Raw genomic sequence first — 19546 nt, forward strand, 5'->3', positions numbered from 1 at the left:
CGCTTATGCCGTGTCGGCTGCGGAACCCTCGTCGCGGGACAGGTTAATGCCCAGCGAGGATCCTGCCTGGTCGTATTCGTCGTCGTCGCCGGACAGCTCCATCGGAGTGCCGTCGGTGGACAGCACCTCGACGTTGAGGCACAGCGACTGCAGCTCCTTGAGCAACACCTTGAAGGACTCGGGGATGCCCGGATCCGGGATGTTGTCACCCTTGACAATCGCCTCGTACACCTTCACGCGGCCCACCACGTCATCGGACTTGATGGTCAGGAGCTCCTGCAGGGTGTAGGCGGCGCCGTACGCCTGCATCGCCCACACCTCCATCTCGCCGAAGCGCTGGCCACCGAACTGCGCCTTACCGCCCAGCGGCTGCTGGGTGATCATGGAGTACGGGCCGGTGGAACGAGCGTGAATCTTCTCGTCCACGAGGTGGTGCAGCTTGAGCATGTACATGTAGCCGACGGAGATCGGGTACTTGAACGGCTCGCCGGAGCGGCCGTCGAAAAGCACGGTCTTGCCGTCGCCGTCCACCATGACCTCGCCGTCGCGGTTCGGCTTGGTGTTGGCCAGCAGGCCCGCGATCTCGTCATTGGTGGCACCGTCGAACACCGGGGTGGCGGTGAGGGACTCCGGCGGAACGTCGTAGAGGCGCTCCGGCAGGGTCTCCAGCAGCTTCGCGTTCTTCGGGTCGTCCGGGTTGACGGTCCAGCCGGCGTGTGCCAGCCAGCCCAAGTGAACCTCGAGGACCTGGCCGATGTTCATACGGCGCGGCACACCGTGGGTGTTCAGGATGATGTCCACCGGGGTGCCATCAGCCATGAACGGCATGTCCTCCTCGGGGAGGATCTTGCCCACGACGCCCTTGTTGCCGTGGCGGCCGGCCATCTTGTCGCCGTCCTGGATCTTGCGCTTCTGGGCGACGTAGACGCGGATCATCTCGTTGACGCCCGGCGACAGATCGTCGTCGTCCTCGCGGGAGAAGCGGCGGACAGCGATGACCTTGCCGGTCTCACCGTGCGGCACCTTCAGGGAGGTGTCGCGGACCTCGCGGGCCTTCTCGCCGAAGATGGCGCGCAGCAGGCGCTCCTCCGGGGTCAGCTCGGTCTCGCCCTTCGGGGTGACCTTGCCGACGAGGATGTCGCCGTCGCGGACGTCCGCACCGATGCGGATGATGCCGCGCTCGTCGAGGTCCTTCAGCACGTCCTCGGAGACGTTCGGGATTTCGCGGGTGATTTCCTCGGCGCCCAGCTTGGTATCGCGGGCATCGATCTCGTGCTCCTCAATGTGCACGGAGGTCAGGATGTCCTGCTCCACCACGCGCTGGTTGAGGATGATGGCGTCCTCGTAGTTGTGGCCCTCCCACGGCATGAATGCCACGAGCAGGTTGGTGCCCAGCGCCATCTCGCCGTTCTTGGTGCCCGGGCCGTCGGCGATGACCTGGCCGGCCTCGACGCGCTCGCCCGCAGACACGATCGGGGTCTGGTTGTAGCAAGTGCCCTGGTTGGTGCGCTCGAAAGTGCGCAGCAGGTAGGACTCGCGCTGGCCTTCGTCGTCCATGATCGTGATGACATCACCGGTGACGTCCTCAACGACACCGGACTGCCTGGCGATGACGATGTCGCCTGCGTCGTAGGCGGCGCGCAGCTCAGTGCCGGTGGCCACGTACGCGGCGTCGGAACGCAGCAGCGGCACAGCCTGCTTCTGCATGTTCGCACCCATGAGGGCACGGTTCGCGTCGTCGTGCTCGAGGAACGGAATCATCGCCGTGGCGACGGAGACCATCTGGCGCGGAGAGATATCCACGTAGTCGACATCCTTGGCGCCCACGACACCGATATCGCCGTCCTTGAGGCGCACCTCAATGCGCTCGGCGGTGATATTCATGTCCTCGTCGTGCTCGGTGGCCGCCTCGGCGATGGCGTAGCGGTCCTCTTCGTCGGCGGTGAGGTAGTCGATCTCGTCGGTGATCTTGCCGTCGACGACCTTCTGGTACGGCGTCTCGATGAAGCCGAACGGGTTCACACGTGCGTAGGAAGACAGTGCGCCAATCAGGCCGATGTTCGGGCCTTCCGGAGTCTCGATCGGGCACATGCGGCCGTAGTGGGACGGGTGGACGTCTCGGACCTCGATGCCGGCGCGCTCACGGGACAGGCCGCCCGGGCCGAGCGCCGACAGGCGGCGCTTGTGGGTCAGGCCGGACAGGGAGTTGTTCTGGTCCATGAACTGCGACAGCTGGGAGGTTCCGAAGAACTCTCGGATCGCCGCGGAGACCGGGCGGACGTTGATCAGGGAGGTCGGGGTGATCGACTCCGCGTCCTGGGTGGTCATGCGCTCGCGCACGACGCGCTCCATGCGGGACAGGCCGACGCGGACCTGGTTCTGCACCAGCTCGCCCACGGTGCGCAGGCGGCGGTTGCCGAAGTGGTCGATATCGTCGGTGTTGATCGGGATGACAACGCCCTCCGGGGAGGTCATCTCGCGCTCGCCGGCGTGCAGGCGCACGAGGTACTCGAGCGTGGTGGCGATGTCCTCTTCAGTCAGGGTCATCAGGCCTTCGTGGTCGCCGCCGAGACCGAGCTTGCGGTTGACCTTGTAGCGGCCGACGCGTGCGAGGTCGTAGCGCTTCGCGCGGAAGAAGGCGTTCTCGAGCAGCGACTGCGCAAGGTCACGCGTCGGCTGCTCGCCCGGGCGCTGCTTGCGGTAGATCTCCAGGAGCGCCTCATCGGTGTTGGCCACGCCGTCGTTTTCCAGCGTGGACATCATGATCTCGGAGAAGCCGAAGCGGTCCTTGATCTGCTGCTCGGTCCAGCCGAGGGCCTTCAGCAGGACGGTCACGGGCTGACGGCGCTTGCGGTCGATGCGCACACCGACGGTATCACGCTTATCGACGTCGAACTCGAGCCATGCACCACGGGAAGGGATGACCTTCACGGCGTGGAGCGGACGCTCGGTGGACTTGTCGATCGTCTCGTCGAAGTAGACGCCCGGGGAACGCACCAGCTGGGAGACAATGACACGTTCGGTGCCGTTGACGATGAACGTGCCCTTGTCGGTCATCAGCGGGAAGTCGCCGATGAAGACAGTCTGGGACTTGATCTCCTGGGTGTCGTTGTTGATGAACTCCGCGGTCACGTACAGCGGTGCGGAGTAGTTGATGTCCTTGTCTTTGCACTCGTCGATGGTGTACTTGACATCTTCGAAGCGCGGCTCAGACAGAGACAGGCTCATGTTGCCCGAGTAATCCTGGATCGGGGAGATTTCTTCCAGGATGTCCTCGAGACCGGATGTAATGCGGGCATCGTCGCCGCGCTGTTCTGCCTGACGCTCACGCCACTCGGGCGTGCCGACGAGCCAGGCGAAGGATTCTAACTGAACATCGAGGAGCCCAGGAAGCGCAATCGGCTCGTCGATCTTCGCGAACGAGTAGCGCTCCGGAGCTCCGGGAATCGTGGCCACTGACTTGGTCTGGCGGGAGACTGCCAAGATGGGTCCTTCCAGCACCTCACGCGGGGCCCGTACACGGCGCATATGCACTGGTCACCCGCTGGATAATTAGCGTTTAATGTTAGCTGCGACAGCTGTGGAAGCCCCCGGATGTCCAGAATGCACAAAATCACCTTGTCAAATCAATGTTTTCGCATTGATCCAAGGTTTTCCTCATACACACTGGCGACGGCTTCCAGCGCAAGGAGACAGCTTATACCCCCACTGCCCGCTTGTAAAGCGATGCCGGCCGAAATGTACCGATACCTACCAATAGCTACCGTCGCTCGCCGCAAACCATACCACCGCGAGGCCCACCCGCCGTAACGCCACAGCACGTGGTGCGTCTACGCGCGGTGCGATGTCGCCCGGCGGCGCCCACCCAGACGGAACGCCCCGATCAGTCCGGCCAGCACCAGTAGACCGCCCACCCCGAGTACGGCATAGGTCACGGTGCGCGACAGCCCCTGGGTGACTGTCGGCAACTGGCCGGCCAGATTCTCAACCTGCTGCTGGTCCATTGCCGCGTCGTAGGAGTAGATTCCGCGCACGCGCTCGCCCGCACGGTCCGCGTAGTAGTCGTCGACCTTCTCGTTGATCCCGACGACCAGGCCCGTGATCTGGTCGACAGTGATTTCGCGCGCGGCCGCGTGGTGCTTGAACGCCTTTTTCGCTTCCCCGTCGGGCCCGGGCACCATCAGCGAGTTCTGCTCACCTGGGTAGAGCTCCGCGACATTGGTGTCGGGGACGGTCTGCGTGAAGGTGTAGACCGTCCGTCCGGCCAGCTGGCTCTCACCGGTGAATTCCGCGTCGACGGCAGCGCGCAGCGTCGGGTCGAACACGGGGTAGCTCTCCTTTTGCACATCCGACGGGAATTTCAGCCACACGCCGTCGATGTCGACTGTTTCTTCGGGCAGCGCCATCACTGTGTTCACTCGTGCCGGCGCGTCGAAACGGCCTGTTTTCCGGTCCATTTCCGCCGACCAGGTCGCGGCTGTGACCAGATTCTCGAAATCCGATTCTTTGTCCCCGCGCAGCAAGGAGTCGCCCACGCGCAATGCCACGGTCTTGTCCGTCGCCGGGTTCTGCACCGTCATGTGCAGCTGACGCGTGAGCGGCACCGTCACGTCCTTCGCCGTGCCGTCGTCTTTGGCCTCCCCCACCGTCGCTTCCGGGTCGTGGAGCGTCCACGTGGTGTTCTCCAGGTTCAGCGGGAACCGCGCATCACCGTTGAGAAACCGCGGCGCGATGAGCCCCGCAACGATCAACGCCAGACCGAGCCCGACGAGCAGGGCCGACGCGATGCGGGATTTAGGGAGCATGCGAGCGAGTCTACAAGCCAACCCGCCCCAGGCACACGGTCACCACGCCGCGCTAGTTCATCAGCACCGCGATCGCGTCGCCGCGCTCAGCCGCCGCAGCGTAGATCGCGGCCAACTCCCCCACCGCATACGAATTCTCCACCGCCCCCAGCTCAACACCAGCGAGCACGGACGCGAGCTTATCGACGACCCCGCCTCATTCCCCCTCAACCCGTCCGTGTCCTGCTGCGGATCCAAATCGGTGCCGCCATAGACAATCGCCTCCGCGTCCTTCTCCCCCACAAGCTCGACCAGCACGCGATGAGTCGCCGCATGAAGCTTATCGACATCCCCCACCGGGTACGTCTCTTCCTCCATCGCCTCAAACACCGCATCCGCCCGAACCTGCGCATCAGCGGACACAAGCGCCGAATACTCCTCCGCCGGCACCGACACATAGATCGGAATCGGACCACTCACCGCCGCATCATCCAGCGACTCCACACCCAGCGTCTCTGTGCCCGCCGAAGCACCCCCCACAGCCTTCGCCGCGACACCCTCACCAGAAACAGACACCATCCGATCAAGAGCAGCATCAAGATACTTATCTCTGCCCCGAAAGCGCGAACCCGCCAACCAACTCAACTCCGGGGCTTCGCGGAAGAATTTCTTCCCTACCCCCTCCTGGATCACCACGGACTGCTGCCCTGCAATCGTGTCCGACTCAATCCGTAGCAGCCTGTCAAGCTGATCAACGTTGCGCGCCGACATCGCCTTGCACAAAATGGTCGCATCGAAGTCCAGCACACGCTCCAAATCGAAGCTCCACTCTTCGTCTTTGAGCCTCTCAAACTCATCAATGACGTAGGTGATGTCTGGGTTCTTCACGCCCAAATCCGGAAGATAGCTGAACATATAGCGTGCAATCGGGTCATCAAAAGAACGCTCTCCCAGCGGACGCAGCCCCTCACGGATCTGGTCGAGCTCCGTACGCGAGGCCTGTTCTTTCAACTGCTTGTTCCACGGCCCCTCCATATCGAGCGAACCCAACAACTCCGGATTGACCGCTTCTACAACCCGCACAACCTCAGCGTTGGCAGCTTTAATTTGGTTTTCCGGATCAAACTTCACAAACACAGCTAACCCCCTTGCGTGCGAACCTGAGGACTCAGGCCAGATCGTAGTTGAGCGTAGCGACGCCCAAAATCAGTGTCTCTGCGCTTCTACAGTAGGGCCTGACGCTAACTCCGCCACGCCCTCAAAAGCTGGTGTTCGGTGTACGCGAAATCAGGATCAACACCTTCCACCGCCCCCACAAGACGCTGCTCCCACTTGCGCATCAACTCCTCTCCAACCGGACCAATCGGCCCACTTTGCCCCTCAACAGCCGCATCAAGCACGATCCGAGCAATATCGAAATCCGGGCGCGTCCACCCACGCCCCTGACTCAACTCCAAAAAAGCCCCACACGCGTCAAGCGCACCAAACGGATCTTGGATCCCCTCATGACACAACCCAGCCGTCCCCCACAAATGCATAGCCACCAACGCATCACCCCCACGCGGAGTATCAGTAGCTGCAACGAAACGGTGCACATCCAACGGCGCATACGCCGCGGCATCGTAATCAAGAAGCGTCATCGCCGCCCACCGAGCCACCGGCGAACCAGCAAGCACCTCATTAGCTTCACGACCAGGAATCGCATTGCCTTCCCGCCCGGGAACACTACAAGAATTAATCAAATTACGCGCAAGCGCACCAACCACCGTCACATGCGTTTCCGCATCCCCGGAACCAGCCAAAACCTCCCTAGCCTGACCCCACGTCAGATCCGGCAACGGCACCAGATCAACACCAGAAAGAAAATCCTCAACAGAAATCAACCGCGGAAGCTCAACAACCACAACACACTCCCCCTCCTACTTCCGATCCGGCAGATAGAAATACGGATCCCGCTCAACACGAGTAATCCTCACACCACGAGTATCGAAATTCGCCTGCAACCACTCAGCAAACTGAGGCGTATAAAATTGCTTTCTCCACAGATCAGGATTAGACGGAGTAGTACGAGTCCTAAACACAGGAGCCTGCGGCGTATCTTCATACAAATTGAAAGCACGAAAACCGTGGTAGGTCCCAAACTGGCTGACAAACGTCGCCTCAGCAATCCTCGCCCCACCCTGATTCAACGCCTCACGAATCGCAGGAGCCATCTCGCTTTCAGCCACCAGCGCCCCCAAAGCCTCTGTCAGACCATATTGCGGCATCAGTGATCCGTCGACCTCTCTACGGTCCTCCATTACTTCAAATTTCCGGCCGTCGAACTCGTTGAAATCCTGGGTCTCAGTCATCTTCAACATATGAAAAGACCCGTCATACTGAAACATGGCCGTACGAATCGCATGCAAAATCTCGTAACAAATCACTAATTAACTCCTCTACCTTGGCTATGCGAAATCGGACAAGAGGCGACCACTTTGATGCAAGTCGCTTATCTCGCCAGTCTTTCGATCAAATCCACGTGGTCTGCTGAGCCCCCAATATTCCGAAGGAAACTTAGTCATGTCCTCCATCGTCTACGAAAAACCCGACTAGCGCTCGATTACAAGTAATTCCTAACCGACTCAGGTCATGCGAGGAACGCCTCCACCAGTTGGACGGCTTCTTCGTAACCGCAGGAAAAACGCGCAGGCAGCGCGCTCTTATCCGAGGTGGCGCGGTGGTCAACCTGGTAGGAGCCGCTCAGCAAGTCGTATTCGACCGTGAGTGCATCCCCGCTCGCATCGTCAAGAAGAAAAACAGCAGTATCAGCATCAGCGCCAGCAATGATGCTCTCCCGACGGATCAGCCTCAACGCCCGCACAGCCGTCGTCGGCGACGCACACGCAAGCCGATAAGTGATCTCAGATGTGAAACGCGGGTCCTCATCGCCAGCCAGATAGAACTCACCCGTCGTCAGATTGCAGACACCCAAGCCATCACGCGCCGCAGCCTCAAGCAGTTCCTCCGGAACCGAATGGCTCCACGCAACCTCCACAGTCACTAGGCGGGAATTACGGACACGTGGGGTAGACAAGCCGTCGATAAGCGCGCAAACCTCCACGTAATCTTCGAGTCGCGGATCTGGAGCGCTATCCGTGCTCGACGCCTCGACAATGCTGAAAATCGTGTCGGCGCCGGCACAACCAGACGGAATGAAGACCGCAACAGTGCATGCGGGCACCGCTGACCCACGCTCCGAATGGAACCTAGCGGAGTCCTTCTCAACCTCCGCCGCAAGACTGTCCTCCCCCAACGAACGCAACGACGCGGCCAAATTCCGCGCATCTGCCTCACTGTGGTCGCTTCCGCAGCGCTCACCGGCAGAAATACACTGCGCAATCCACGGTGCAGACACACCATTGGTGAAGCCCGCTATATCAACTTGCAACTGTGCAAAACGCTCAGTGTCCGGCGCGCCGTCACGCTGCAGCCGGATAGCCGTAGTCAATGCATTCGAAGCCTTGCCGATCAACGCCGCGTTGAACAGCGACTGCGGCGCGCCCCGGTAGATCACCCCGTCATTGGATGCCGTGCGCAACGCTGGGTCGAGCACACTGATGTGCGCCACCACCGACTCACCTCCAGGATCGCCCAGAGGATGCGACGGCTCGAGCACCAACAGCGATGCCAGCGACGGCCCCTTGAGCAAGAACGAAGTCTCGTTCTCACGCTCCCAGCCACTTGCCACTAGGAAGCAGGCCAGAGGCTCGCAATTCGGCGTCTTCATCACTGCCTGCTACTGCTTCGCGCCCTGGGCGCCCATCGCCCAGACAACAGCTGTGGGCTTCCCGTGCGTTGCAGTGACCTGCATTTTCCCGTTATCAGTGATCAGGTGGAGGACCGTTACGTCATCATCGATTTGCTCCCACCCCTCGACCGCAAAGCCCTGACTCTCAAGTTGGAGAGCCACCCGGTCCAACGGCTGGGCAAGCGGAACCCCGCACAACGTGGAATCCTCACTGATCCCAATCGACAATGCCGTAACGATATCGCCCGTGAACTCGCCGGAGACATTCGCCAACTCCCCGAACTTCTCGACGACACCGCCCCTGAAAGTCTTGCCCCACACCGCATCAGTCAGAAAGAACTGCGGCACCTTCCCCTCGTAGTAGTCCTGCGTATGCCCCAACTCGAACCCCTCAGGCGGGCGCACAGTGAAATCCATCGCGTACCTCGGCATTGCTCAATCTTCTGATGGCCTTGTCTGCCAAATGCTAACCGCGATTCCGGTTTCGCCGCCACGAATCGAGACGCGAACGCACGCAGTGCCTGTCATTGCTTCGGCGGAAACGCAGCGTCCAGTAACTCCACGTCCGTCATCAACTCGCGGTTGTACCACAGCACATGGGTGATCTCCCCGACATCGTCGAAAAACGCCATCCAATGCTCGTACAACACGATGTCCGACTTCCCATCATCGGCCCACGGAATGCCTTTCTCATCCAACGCCTCAGTAAAACGCGCAGTCGACGTCAAAAGCGGAATCCCCAAAAACGTGCTCCCGCTCTCGCCCGGCATAGCGATCGAATACTCCAAGACACCGTCAGGAGTCTCGGTCGCGCGAACATGGAATTCACAACCACCGATCCCCAGTTTCCCGTTGTGGATAGTGACACCCGGAGTGACCATCGACGGATACGAACGAACGCCCTCAAGCTCGCAGAGCACCCGATCAAACGCAATCGGTGCATCAATGCCGAAATCCATTGAGACGCAGTGCCCTTTCACCTTGGCGAAATATCACTTACGCTCATAGAGCCTAACTGGAACCAGGCCATGCCACCGCACCGGAACAGTGAACGCAGTGTGAGGCACGACGAACAGATCGCACACCCCCAGACTCAAGCCAACGGAACCGTCCAAGTCTCAGCCCGCGCTAGAGGCTACAGCACTTCCTCCCCGATCAGAGCCCTTGCGGAAGCAGCCGGTCAACACCGACCTCGCGGTACAACGACCGGATCGCCTCAACAAACCATTCAGGCTTATCCGCCGACACAACCTCATGCACATACCGCGAACCACGCCGCTCGTCGTACCCCAACGACCCATCCGGGCGCCCGAGCCCGTGCGCTGATCGGAACAACGACGCATCACGCTCAATAAACTCGTGCAGTTCCCCAGCCGCGAGGTTCACCTTGCCGTCGCTGCTCGACATCCCCTCGCGAGCAACAGCATGCACATCATCGGCGACAGCCGCCCAATCCTCGACCACAAGCGCCTTGTCCTCAGGCGACAACACGACCCGCTCCATCGGAATCCCCAGAAAACTCACGTTCTCCAGCGCGCACCCCGACAAATCGACACCATCGAGCTGGTCATACCGACGATGCTCAGCAAAACCCACATTCCGGATCTCACCAGTGACCGTCGACCCCATCACCCGGGCCAAGATCGGAAACTGCGCACCGCTTCCCTCAAGCACCACATCACGCAACGAGGATCCAGCAACGGTGGCAAACCAGTCCGCACGCAACCCGAACTCCGGACAAACCAGTTCCGAATCGACCAACGACACACCCGACACACCACTGGGCGTCCCATACGGGCGAGTAATGGTGCAGTTTTCAAACCACACCGTCGACAAACTCAGCCCATCGACACACACCCGATCAAAAGAACGGTCATCGAACCTCGTACTCGACACTTCCATACTGTTAAAGATCCACCCCGTAGGTGCGCATCCACGCCCTCATACTCGGATACGGCCCATCCAAGAACTCCTGATCTTCAAAATGGTAGCTGCCGAACTCGACCGAATCATCGTCCTTGCGGTGATACACCACATACTCGAAATCGTCCCGATCAGCGACCGGAAACCACGCATCTGGGTCCCCACCAAACGCCTCAGCGGCCTGACGCATGCTGGCATAACCGGACTGGACACTAAAGGTATCGCTCGGCGCATAGAACGGAGAGAACCACACCGCACCCTCAACTCCAAACGCGGCATAACTATCGAAAAACTCCCGGTACTCCGACGGAACCCACTCAGGCACACACGCCAAACCCAACGACAACACATCAGAATCGGCGTCAAAGGGCCAGGGGATAAGCTTTCCTTCCCCTTTAGCAGACGCACCCTCAATAGCCATTCAGGTACTCCCTCACTTTCACCACCGACAAACGATTCTTCAGCCTGCCACTAGTTACCCCTAGGTGGACCAGGCTAACGACGGATTCAGCGCACAGTCATTCCTGAAACCCGTCTTGACTCGCACCGGTTATTCGATCGGTTCCAGCGGGCTCGGGATCCCCAAAACAGAACACCACTTAATGACGAGATCGCCGCCCTCACGCACCTCAGCATCATAAGTCGGCTCCGTATCACCAGCCATGATCCGGTACGTCTCCGCAAACTCCACAATTTTTTCTTCCGCCTCCGGATAACGACCGGCGAAAAAGGAACGGAAAACCTCACCGTCATAATCCGGAACCAACTCCGGATCAACATCGAACACAATCGTGGGATTAGCACCGAAGAAGAACTCTCGTCCCCCCTCATCAGTACTGACAGTGATAAAACACATATCCCCATCAGCAACACTGATCAACCAGTCCTTCTCCGGACCAATCCCCGGATCCCCGACCACCCAGTCGCCGTCAAGGTACTCAAAACCAGCGTTAAGACTCATCTACATGCCTTTCGTTCACACGAGGATCAACCATGAACTCAGCCCCCGCGTCCTCATAAATTTCCAGAAGATAATTGCGACTGTACCCCCAATCGACCACGACCTTCAGCTCATCACAATAACGGGCACCACGAGCCCTCGGCGCCGAATCATGCCGCCCCTTCAAATCCCGCTCCAAAAGGATCCGCGCATAACTCGCTTGCCGAAACGCCGACTCCCCCCGCGAGCTCGATTCATACAACGCCTCCAACTTCTGCGCGATGCTGTCACGAACATCCCCCCAATTCACAACAACAAAACGCTGCATCCCCTCAGGAAGCTTCACCTTCCTGACATCGCCATACAAAAACGCAAAAGTCTCGAACTCGACACCACTGAAATCACAACCAACAAGCTGATCCCCCTCAACGGTCTCCTCGACGCAAAACTCTTTCCACTTGCCGCTCACCGTCACATTCCTCAACAACGGATAATCTTTTGATCCACCCAACGGCCCATTAAAACGCATATCAATCGCCTGACAGTCCTCATAACGCGCCCCGAAGGCAAAAAGCTTTGGAAACGTGCACCCACGAAACACGCACCGTTCCACAGCAACTAGGCGCCACGGCATAGAACCTTTGATCGCGCACCGATCAAACTCGCAATCAGTCACACTGCCATACGTCCAGTCGGCCACGAAGATCTTCGCCCGCTTAGCGTAACTATTAGTCAGCGTGAATTCCCGCGCAGTCAACGGACTGATCTCCGCATAACTGAGATCAACATTCTCAACCCTCTGACCACTAACCGAGAAAACCCGCTTCGGAAACCCCCACTTATCCAACGGACACGTCCAATGAAAACCACGAAAATCCTCGCGACCATCCACCAGACCAAAAGGAGACGGACCAACCAACATCTCCGGAGAACACGAATCCTCCCACCGCTCCACCAACTGCCTACGAGTCAAACCACCCACTAAGACAACCTCCTTACATCCATCTGAAACCCGAATTGCGAACTCATCTCCACAAGATAGCGCCGGCTCTTCACGCAGGGCAGGGGTCTTCCGGAAACGCGAAACACCCCCTTCGGTCGCGGATGCGACTGAAGGGGGTGCCGTCGATAAGCGAAAAGTGCTTACTTGAGGGTGACGGTAGCGCCAGCCTCTTCGAGCTTGGCCTTAGCAGCCTCAGCGTCGTCCTTGTTAGCGCCCTCGAGGATGGCCTTCGGTGCGCCCTCAACCATCTCCTTGGCGTCCTTCAGGCCCAGGCCGGAGACGATCTCGCGGACAGCCTTAATGACGCCGATCTTCTTGTCGCCAGCAGCCTCGAGAACGACATCGAACTCGTCCTTCTCCTCCTCAGCTGGGGCATCGCCAGCAGCGCCCGGAGCAGCTGCAACAGCAGCGACCGGAGCGGCAGCGGTCACGTCGAAGACCTCCTCGAATTCCTTCAGGAACTCGGAAAGTTCAATAAGGGTCATTTCCTTGAACTGCTCAATGAGCTCATCCTTGGAGAGCTTAGCCATGGTGGCTTCCTTTCTGTTGTGGCCTTATGCGGCCAGATGTTTGGTGTGCGTACTAGTGGTGGAAGTCGCCTTACGCGGCTTCCTGCTTGTCCTGCAGTGCGGCAACGAGTCGTGCCGTCTTGGATGCCGGAGCCTCGAAGAGGCCAGCAGCCTTCGCCAGAGAACCCTGGAATGCGCCGGCGAGCTTGGAAAGAGTGGTCTCGCGGTTGTCCATCTCTGCGACAGCATCCACCTGGGCTGCGTCGAGAGGGTTACCGTCCATGTAGCCGCCCTTGATAACGAAAGCCTCGTTACCCTTGGCGAACTTCTTCATGACCTTCGCAGCATCGACCGTTGCATCGCCCTTGATGAAGGCGACTGCGGTCGGGCCGGTCAGAAGATCATCGAGACCCTCGATGCCGTGCTCGTTGGCAGCGATCTTAACGAGGGTGTTCTTGGCGACGTGCAGTTCAACGTCAAAACCGAGCTCACCGCGCAGCTCCTGCAGCTGACCCACGGTCAGGCCGCGGTACTCGGTGAGGAAGACAGAGCTAGCGCCCTCGAATTTCTCCTTCAAGGCAGCAAGCTCAGCCGTGTTCTTCGGGTTTGCCATGACACACGCCTCCTTCCCATTACTTCATGTCTTGTCCGCCCGGAGCAATGAAAATTGCCCCGTGCAGAAGCACGAGGCACAAGCGCGCAAAGCGCGGAGGAATGCCACGTTTCTCCTGCGTGGGCCGATCCCTGGGGGATTCCTTCGACTCTTCCGGAACTTCTCCGGTCGAGTGACCGACGGTCTTCGGTGAAACTTGAGCTCGGCCCTTTGTGTGGGCCGTTCAAACTTCGATGATGAACCTTAGTGCAGGGTGCCGTTCCGCACCAAATCGCGCCCTAGGAGGTTCGGGCGGTGGTGGGGTAGCGGGGATGCGCGGGTTGTATCTGTTATGCGATGAACGTTCCTGCATGGATCGGGTTTAAGACCGGCGGATCGAAGGTGGGATCATGAGCAGCGGTTCATGCACGGCAATCTTTCCCGCTCCCGCACGGCACAAAAGCCTGTCCGACCAACGCAAAAGACCCCGCCGGAGCGGGGTCAGATGCACGAGACGGTGGGGAGGCTTACGCCTCACACCATTTAAGCCTCGGTGTAGTTCTTCTGCACGTTGGTGTCCACCGGGATGCCGGGGCCCTGGGTTGCAGAGATGGTGATCTTCTTCAGGTAGATGCCCTTCGCGGATGCCGGCTTGAGACGCAGCACCTCGTCCAGGAGAGCGCCGTAGTTCTCGGCGAGCTGCTCCGGGGTGAAGGATGCCTTACCGATGAGGGCGTGGAGGTTGGAGGCCTTGTCCACGCGGAAGGCGATCTTGCCGCCCTTGGACTCGGAGACGGCCTTAGCCACGTTGGGGGTGACGGTGCCGGTCTTCGGGTTCGGCATCAAGCCACGCGGGCCGAGGACGCGGGCGACGCGGCCGACCTTGGCCATCTGGTCCGGGGTGGCGATAGCGACGTCGAAGTCGATGTTGCCGGCGTTGATCTGCTCGATCAGCTCGTCGGAACCGACGATGTCGGCGCCGGCTTCCTGAGCCTTGGTGGCGTTCTCGCCCTCGGCGAAGACAGCCACGCGGACGGTCTTACCGGTGCCGTTCGGCAGGTTGACGGTGCCGCGGACCAGCTGGTCAGCCTTGCGCGGGTCGACGGAGAGACGCATAGCCACGTCGATGGTTGCGTCGTACTTGTCGGATGCAGTTTCCTTGGCGAGTTTGACTGCCTCGAGCGGGGAGTACACGCTGTTGCGGTCAACCTTTGCCAGCTTCTCCGTGTATGCCTTGGAGTGCTTCTTGGCCATGTTGGTTTCCTTACTTGTCAGATAATGACGTGTCAGTATGTGGAAGTGTGGTGCGGGTCAGACCAGACCCTCCCACTGGCTAGGTCCCGGGCGGGACGTAGCCGAGGACATGAAGGAGTTTTATTTCTTCACGTCGATGCCCATGGAACGGGCGGTGCCGGCGATGATGGCGGCGCCTGCCTCGATGTCGCGGGCGTTGAGGTCCTTCTTCTTGGTCTCAGCGATTTCCTTGCACTGTTCCCAGGTCACGGAACCGACCTTGTCAGTGTGCGGAACGCCGGACCCCTTCTGCAGACCAGCAGCCTTGAGGAGAAGCTTCGCGGCCGGCGGGGACTTCAGGATGAAGTCGAAGGAGCGGTCTTCGTAGACCGTGATCTCCACCGGGACGATGTTGCCGCGCATGGACTCGGTCGCAGCGTTGTAGGCCTTGGTGAACTCGACGATGTTGACGCCGTGCGCACCGAGAGCCGGACCGACCGGCGGTGCCGGGTTAGCCATACCAGCCTCGATCTGCAGTTTGATCAGGCCGGTGACCTTCTTCTTAGCCATCGGATTACCTCTTTCCTAGGTACAGGCCCCAGCCACGATGTTTAACTGGGCCTTCCGGATGCCGCATCGACACTTTTCGCTTATCGACGCAGCCACCGGGGACGAACGTGTTCACGTGCCCGCGATGCCGCAGGCACGACCGACAAGTGTATGCCACCACGCTGCCCTGCCCCAAATCGCGAAAGACCCGGCCGGAGCCGGGTCTTGGTGCGCAAAGGGGAGTCGAGCGCTACATGATGCGCTCGATCTGGTCGGCGGTGAGCTCGACCGGGGTCTCGCGACCGAAGATGGACACGAGCGCCTGGATCTTGCCGGTCTCCGGGTCGATCTCGTTGATCGTGGCGGAGACGCTGGCCAGGGCACCGGAGAGGATGGTTACCGCTTCGCCGACCTCGAAGTCGTGCGCGACCTTCGGCTTCTCCTCCTGCTCCGGCATGGCAATGACGGTCTCGCCCTCAGCGTTCGCCTCGGTCTTGGCGGCGTCCTCGTCGACCTTCGGCTCCTTCGGCATGAGGAATTTGGCCACGTCGCGGTGCTTGACCGGGGTGGCGTTGCCCTCGTTGCCCACGAAGGAGGTCACGCCCGGGGTCTCGCGGACCACGGACCAGGCGGCGTCGTTGATGTCCATGCGGACGAGCACGTAGCCCGGCAGGAGCTTGCGCTTGACCAACTTCTTTTTGCCGTCCTTGAGCTCGATGGCCTGCTCGATGGGCACGACCACGTCGTAGATGGAGTCCTCCACCTCGAGGGTCTGAATGCGCATGTCCAGGTTGGTCTTCACCTTGTTCTCGTAGCCGGAGTAGGACTGGATGATGTACCACTGGCCTGGCAGCTTCTTCAGCTCGCGGGTGTACTTGCGCAGGCGCGCCTTGTACTCGGCGTCGGCGGATTCCTCCGGCTCAGCGGCCAGAGCGGCCTCCGGGTCAGTCACGCCCTCAGCGTCGGCTTCCTGCACCGGCTGCTCCGGGACGTCGCCCTCAGCGACCATCTCTTCGCTCTGCTGCTCGGTGGTGTCGTCGGCAGCGTCCCTATCCGAGTCCGAGTTTTCGGACTCAGTCATCGCAGCGGGAGCTGAGGTGCCGTCCGTTTCCTCCGCGTCGCGAATTTCCGGATCTGTCGCCTCCTGCACAGCACCGCCTTCAGCGACCATCTTTTCATTCTGCAGCTCGGCGTTATCCTCGGCATTCTCGTCAGAAGACGCGGTGGCATCCGCGTCATCCGTTTCAGGCACTGCCGGGTCGGTGGATTCCTGCACGGCACCGCCCTCGCCGACCATCTCGGCTTCGTTGGCTTCTACGCTGTATTCGTTGTCCTCGGCCATGTCCGCTCCTTGCAGTTGGCACGCGCCGCACTGTGGTGGGGCGCGATGGCTATTGGTGTTTTAACGTCTTTGATCAGTGCCCAGCTTACTCAGCTAGGCGAAAAACTTATCCCGCCTTACCCAGTGTGCTGGGAGGCGGGATATTTTCTCTACTGCGCGAGTATAGCTTAAGGGACGAGGATCTTTTCAACTCCCCAAGCCGCGAGGTGGTCGACACCCCACACCAGCGCGGTCAGGACGATGAGGAAGCCGAAGACGATGAGCGTGTAGTTGACCATCTGCGAACTGGTCGGCCACACGACCTTGCGCATTTCGCCGACAACTTCACCGGGGAATGCGGCGACGCCGTTACCGGCGTTGCCTTGGTCCTCCGGGGAGGTCTTCTCTACGCGCTTCTCCTGGTAGGACTCAGAGGTGACGGAGCTAGCGCCGCTGCGCTGGCGCTTACCGGTCGGCTTTGCGGCATTCCGTCCAGGCTGGTTATCAGTCACAGCTCTCCTCGAGTTGGTCTATATGGCAGGGGCGACAGGACTCGAACCTGCAACCTACGGTTTTGGAGACCGTTGCGCTACCAATTGCGCCACGCCCCTAGGTGCACTGTTTTCCACTGCCGGGCGACCGATTTCTCGGTGTTCCGGCTGACAGTACGCCAACCCTACCACGGCACCTTCACAGTCCCGGAGAGGGCGAGCACATCTCCCCGACCGGGGTCGGATCGATGAGTAGCGATGGAGAGAATTGAACTCTCGACACAGCGATTATGAGTCGCTTGCTCTACCACTGAGCTACACCGCCATGTGCTCACTAACGAGTGCACATGAGAAGAGTAAACCAATCATGTCCGCCGCTAGCAAACAACAGAGCCCCCTAGCAGAATCGAACTGCTGACCTTCTCCTTACCATGGAGACGCTCTGCCGACTGAGCTAAGGGGGCTTAAGCCTCTTAAGCGTTACCCGCTCGTTTGAAGCCTTGAAAAGATTAACCCGGCACATGCATAACGTACAAATCGCCAGGCTAGAATACTTTTTTGAGAGCTTTATAGCTTATCGACGCCACCGTTTCACCACCCGTACCGCAGCACGTTGGGCAGGGCGCGGAGGGTGGCTACGGCGTACGCGGTGGAACACCGCTATGGAATTATTCCGGACCTGCTAGAACGGCAGCTTGATGTCCAGGTTGCTGTTGTCCTTGACCCACTGCATGATCGGGCCCGCGGAAATCACGCCGGCGATGAAGGCCAGCAGTGCGCCGAGGACTGCGGCGACGACGCCGCCGGTGCTGGACTGCCCGCTGGTCTGGCCTGCCTGATCGCTGGATCCGCCCTTGCCGCTGCCGGCATCGCCGTTGCTGTCCGTGCAGTCGACGGTCTGCTCGTGGTTCGCGCCACGCAGGGAGATGCCCTCGCTCACGCCGTCGTCAGCCCACAGGAAACGGGTGACCTCAGTGGCCTTGCCTCCCACGCACTCGCTGGTGGAGGTATAGGAGCCGAAGCCCTCATTGGCCAGGTTGGCGAAGTGAGCCGGGCGGGCCTGGATCTCGGATGCCGGGGCGAATTCGGTGCCGTTGTGGGCGAGGAGGATGGACTGGCCGTCGCACGCTTCGTCGCAAAGCACGCGAAGCTGCTTGTCCTGCTGGCGGTAGTCGAGCGCCATGACGCCGGAGAACGGCGACTGGTAGGTCTGCTTGAGCTCGTAGGTGCCGTCGTCCTTCAGGTCGAGGAAGTGGACCTTGCCGTCAGCCTCGACGCCGACCGCGTAGAGCTTCTGCTCCGGGATGTAGGAGATCGCTTCCAGGCCCGCGTTGGCGCCGATCTCGCCGGCGACATCCTTCAGGTTCCATTCGTGGGTGGCTTTGAGCTCCTCCTCCCCTTCCTTCACCTCAAAGCGCAGCACGGACGGGCGGGAGACCTTCTTGTCCTCGTTGTTGCGCTCGGTGGCGACGTAGATGGCGCCGTCCGGGCCGACGGTGACGCCCTCGGTGTCGAGCTTTCCGGTGCCGTCGGCGTACTTCAGGGTCCACGTGCCGGCCACGGAGTACTTCTTGGCGGCCTCGTCGTAGTCGAGGGCGTAGAGCTTGCCGGTGCCGTTGTTGACCACCCATGCGCGGCCCTTGTCGTCGAAGTCGACACCGGACATGTCCTCGCCCGCGAAATCGCCACCCAGGTCGACGTTGTAGACGTTGTCGTACGGCCACGGCTCAACCGCCCCCGCAGGGGTCGTCTCCCCCGCGTCGCCGGCACCCTTGTTCTTGAGCCCCATCGTCGGCTCGGCAGTGTCGGTGAAGTCGCCGGTCATGTCCGGGACGCGGCCAAGAGTGGTCGGCGAGTGCTCGGTCCAGGACTGCTCGGCGACGAGGTTGCCCTCGGCATCGAAAATGCGGACGGTGTCCTTGCCGCCCAGACCGAAGCCCTTGGAGCCGTCAATCGTCTGCGTATCGGTGTAGAACGCCTTGTAGCCGCCAGACTCGATCTTCGTGCCGTCCGGAATGACGATCGGGGCGTGCTTGTCATCGTCGTCAAGAATCTTCCAGCCGGAAATGTCGATGCTCTGGTTGTTGTCCGTGTTAGCCAGCTCGACCCAGTCGCCGACCGAGTCACCGTTGGACTCGATCTCGTTGAGGACCACCGGGGAGGAGACCGTCTCGGCGGCGGTGGCCACCGGAACGGCGAAAGCAGACAGAGCCAGGGATGCGGCGGCCGGCAGAGCGAGCGCGGCGCGGAAGCGGGAACGGGACACAGGAAAACCCTTCATGCGTTGGAAACAGTGACGTACCCGTGAGACGCTAGCCCCGCTCTTTTAACGGGCACTGGCCTGAAAGTGACGTCCGCGTGACCGGAAAATGAAAAGGGGAAATGCAAAAACGCGCACCGCGGGAAATTGT

At 60.4% G+C, this 19546-nt stretch carries 19 protein-coding genes and 3 tRNA genes; all 22 read right to left on the bottom strand.

Annotated features, from left to right (window positions below):
* Window positions 1–3 precede the first annotated feature (3 nt).
* The 22 genes from QYR03_RS06730 to QYR03_RS06835 all read right to left on the bottom strand — a co-directional run bounded on the left by QYR03_RS06730 (window position 4) and on the right by QYR03_RS06835 (window position 19416).
* Window positions 4–3501, bottom strand: coding sequence for a DNA-directed RNA polymerase subunit beta (locus tag QYR03_RS06730; RefSeq protein ID WP_301712616.1), 3498 nt, complete (start codon window positions 3499–3501; stop codon window positions 4–6).
* A 329-nt stretch (window positions 3502–3830) separates the two neighbouring features.
* Window positions 3831–4805, bottom strand: coding sequence for a DUF3068 domain-containing protein (locus QYR03_RS06735; protein ID WP_301712485.1), 975 nt, complete (start codon window positions 4803–4805; stop codon window positions 3831–3833).
* Window positions 4806–4865: 60 nt separating this feature from the next.
* On the bottom strand, window positions 4866–5921 hold the full coding sequence (locus QYR03_RS06740; RefSeq protein WP_301712486.1) for a hypothetical protein: 1056 nt from the start codon (window positions 5919–5921) through the stop codon (window positions 4866–4868).
* Window positions 5922–6025: 104 nt separating this feature from the next.
* A complete protein-coding gene (locus QYR03_RS06745; RefSeq protein ID WP_301712487.1) occupies window positions 6026–6688 on the bottom strand; it encodes a hypothetical protein in 663 nt (220 codons plus the stop codon).
* A 15-nt stretch (window positions 6689–6703) separates the two neighbouring features.
* Window positions 6704–7135 (bottom strand): hypothetical protein, encoded by a 432-nt coding sequence (locus tag QYR03_RS06750; protein ID WP_301712488.1) that lies wholly within the window; start codon window positions 7133–7135, stop codon window positions 6704–6706.
* A 278-nt stretch (window positions 7136–7413) separates the two neighbouring features.
* Window positions 7414–8553 (bottom strand): hypothetical protein, encoded by a 1140-nt coding sequence (locus QYR03_RS06755; RefSeq protein ID WP_301712489.1) that lies wholly within the window; start codon window positions 8551–8553, stop codon window positions 7414–7416.
* A gap of 9 nt (window positions 8554–8562) precedes the next feature.
* Window positions 8563–8991 (bottom strand): hypothetical protein, encoded by a 429-nt coding sequence (locus QYR03_RS06760; RefSeq protein ID WP_301712491.1) that lies wholly within the window; start codon window positions 8989–8991, stop codon window positions 8563–8565.
* 107 nt (window positions 8992–9098) lie between these two features.
* The gene (locus tag QYR03_RS06765; RefSeq protein WP_301712492.1) at window positions 9099–9533 is read right to left on the bottom strand and encodes a hypothetical protein; all 435 of its coding nucleotides are present in this window, start codon (window positions 9531–9533) and stop codon (window positions 9099–9101) included.
* A 196-nt stretch (window positions 9534–9729) separates the two neighbouring features.
* On the bottom strand, window positions 9730–10476 hold the full coding sequence (locus tag QYR03_RS06770; RefSeq protein WP_301712493.1) for a hypothetical protein: 747 nt from the start codon (window positions 10474–10476) through the stop codon (window positions 9730–9732).
* A 4-nt stretch (window positions 10477–10480) separates the two neighbouring features.
* The gene (locus tag QYR03_RS06775; protein WP_301712494.1) at window positions 10481–10918 is read right to left on the bottom strand and encodes a hypothetical protein; all 438 of its coding nucleotides are present in this window, start codon (window positions 10916–10918) and stop codon (window positions 10481–10483) included.
* A gap of 129 nt (window positions 10919–11047) precedes the next feature.
* Window positions 11048–11458 carry a hypothetical protein gene (locus QYR03_RS06780; protein WP_301712495.1) on the bottom strand — a complete coding sequence of 137 codons (411 nt, stop codon included), beginning with the start codon at window positions 11456–11458 and terminating at the stop codon, window positions 11048–11050.
* The gene (locus QYR03_RS06785; protein ID WP_301712496.1) at window positions 11448–12419 is read right to left on the bottom strand and encodes a hypothetical protein; all 972 of its coding nucleotides are present in this window, start codon (window positions 12417–12419) and stop codon (window positions 11448–11450) included. The genes QYR03_RS06780 and QYR03_RS06785 overlap by 11 nt, the downstream gene beginning before the upstream one ends.
* A gap of 161 nt (window positions 12420–12580) precedes the next feature.
* Window positions 12581–12970 carry a 50S ribosomal protein L7/L12 gene (gene rplL / locus QYR03_RS06790; RefSeq protein WP_076598042.1) on the bottom strand — a complete coding sequence of 130 codons (390 nt, stop codon included), beginning with the start codon at window positions 12968–12970 and terminating at the stop codon, window positions 12581–12583.
* 70 nt (window positions 12971–13040) lie between these two features.
* Window positions 13041–13562: a 50S ribosomal protein L10 gene (rplJ, locus tag QYR03_RS06795; protein ID WP_301712497.1), complete on the bottom strand. Its 522-nt coding sequence runs from the start codon at window positions 13560–13562 to the stop codon at window positions 13041–13043.
* 522 nt (window positions 13563–14084) lie between these two features.
* On the bottom strand, window positions 14085–14795 hold the full coding sequence (gene rplA, locus QYR03_RS06800; RefSeq protein ID WP_301712498.1) for a 50S ribosomal protein L1: 711 nt from the start codon (window positions 14793–14795) through the stop codon (window positions 14085–14087).
* Between the two features lie 120 nt (window positions 14796–14915).
* A complete protein-coding gene (rplK, locus tag QYR03_RS06805; RefSeq protein WP_076598047.1) occupies window positions 14916–15344 on the bottom strand; it encodes a 50S ribosomal protein L11 in 429 nt (142 codons plus the stop codon).
* 229 nt (window positions 15345–15573) lie between these two features.
* Window positions 15574–16404, bottom strand: a complete 831-nt coding sequence (nusG, locus tag QYR03_RS06810) for a transcription termination/antitermination protein NusG (protein ID WP_301712617.1) — start codon at window positions 16402–16404, stop codon at window positions 15574–15576.
* Between the two features lie 428 nt (window positions 16405–16832).
* Window positions 16833–17156: a preprotein translocase subunit SecE gene (gene secE / locus QYR03_RS06815; RefSeq protein WP_301712499.1), complete on the bottom strand. Its 324-nt coding sequence runs from the start codon at window positions 17154–17156 to the stop codon at window positions 16833–16835.
* 23 nt (window positions 17157–17179) lie between these two features.
* A tRNA-Trp gene (locus tag QYR03_RS06820) sits at window positions 17180–17255 on the bottom strand.
* 133 nt (window positions 17256–17388) lie between these two features.
* A tRNA-Met gene (locus QYR03_RS06825) sits at window positions 17389–17460 on the bottom strand.
* A gap of 66 nt (window positions 17461–17526) precedes the next feature.
* Window positions 17527–17599: transfer RNA gene (locus tag QYR03_RS06830), tRNA-Thr, on the bottom strand.
* 218 nt (window positions 17600–17817) lie between these two features.
* Window positions 17818–19416, bottom strand: a complete 1599-nt coding sequence (locus tag QYR03_RS06835; protein WP_301978488.1) for a lamin tail domain-containing protein — start codon at window positions 19414–19416, stop codon at window positions 17818–17820.
* Between the last annotated feature and the right edge of the window lie 130 nt (window positions 19417–19546).

It is taken from the genome of Corynebacterium sp. P4-C1 (assembly GCF_030503595.1).
In the GTDB taxonomy this organism is placed as follows: domain Bacteria; phylum Actinomycetota; class Actinomycetes; order Mycobacteriales; family Mycobacteriaceae; genus Corynebacterium.

Bases quoted from the DNA above. Each gene is read 5' to 3' on its own strand.
- QYR03_RS06735 (WP_301712485.1), bottom strand. From the start codon at position 4,805: ATGCTCCCTAAATCCCGCATCGCGTCGGCCCTGCTCGTCGGGCTCGGT.
- QYR03_RS06750 (WP_301712488.1), bottom strand. From the start codon at position 7,135: ATGACTGAGACCCAGGATTTCAACGAGTTCGACGGCCGGAAATTTGAA.
- QYR03_RS06755 (WP_301712489.1), bottom strand. From the start codon at position 8,553: ATGAAGACGCCGAATTGCGAGCCTCTGGCCTGCTTCCTAGTGGCAAGT.
- QYR03_RS06760 (WP_301712491.1), bottom strand. From the start codon at position 8,991: ATGGATTTCACTGTGCGCCCGCCTGAGGGGTTCGAGTTGGGGCATACG.
- QYR03_RS06765 (WP_301712492.1), bottom strand. From the start codon at position 9,533: ATGGATTTCGGCATTGATGCACCGATTGCGTTTGATCGGGTGCTCTGC.
- QYR03_RS06770 (WP_301712493.1), bottom strand. From the start codon at position 10,476: ATGGAAGTGTCGAGTACGAGGTTCGATGACCGTTCTTTTGATCGGGTG.
- QYR03_RS06775 (WP_301712494.1), bottom strand. From the start codon at position 10,918: ATGGCTATTGAGGGTGCGTCTGCTAAAGGGGAAGGAAAGCTTATCCCC.
- QYR03_RS06780 (WP_301712495.1), bottom strand. From the start codon at position 11,458: ATGAGTCTTAACGCTGGTTTTGAGTACCTTGACGGCGACTGGGTGGTC.
- rplL (WP_076598042.1), bottom strand. From the start codon at position 12,970: ATGGCTAAGCTCTCCAAGGATGAGCTCATTGAGCAGTTCAAGGAAATG.
- rplJ (WP_301712497.1), bottom strand. From the start codon at position 13,562: ATGGCAAACCCGAAGAACACGGCTGAGCTTGCTGCCTTGAAGGAGAAA.
- rplA (WP_301712498.1), bottom strand. From the start codon at position 14,795: ATGGCCAAGAAGCACTCCAAGGCATACACGGAGAAGCTGGCAAAGGTT.
- rplK (WP_076598047.1), bottom strand. From the start codon at position 15,344: ATGGCTAAGAAGAAGGTCACCGGCCTGATCAAACTGCAGATCGAGGCT.
- nusG (WP_301712617.1), bottom strand. From the start codon at position 16,404: ATGACTGAGTCCGAAAACTCGGACTCGGATAGGGACGCTGCCGACGAC.
- QYR03_RS06835 (WP_301978488.1), bottom strand. From the start codon at position 19,416: ATGAAGGGTTTTCCTGTGTCCCGTTCCCGCTTCCGCGCCGCGCTCGCT.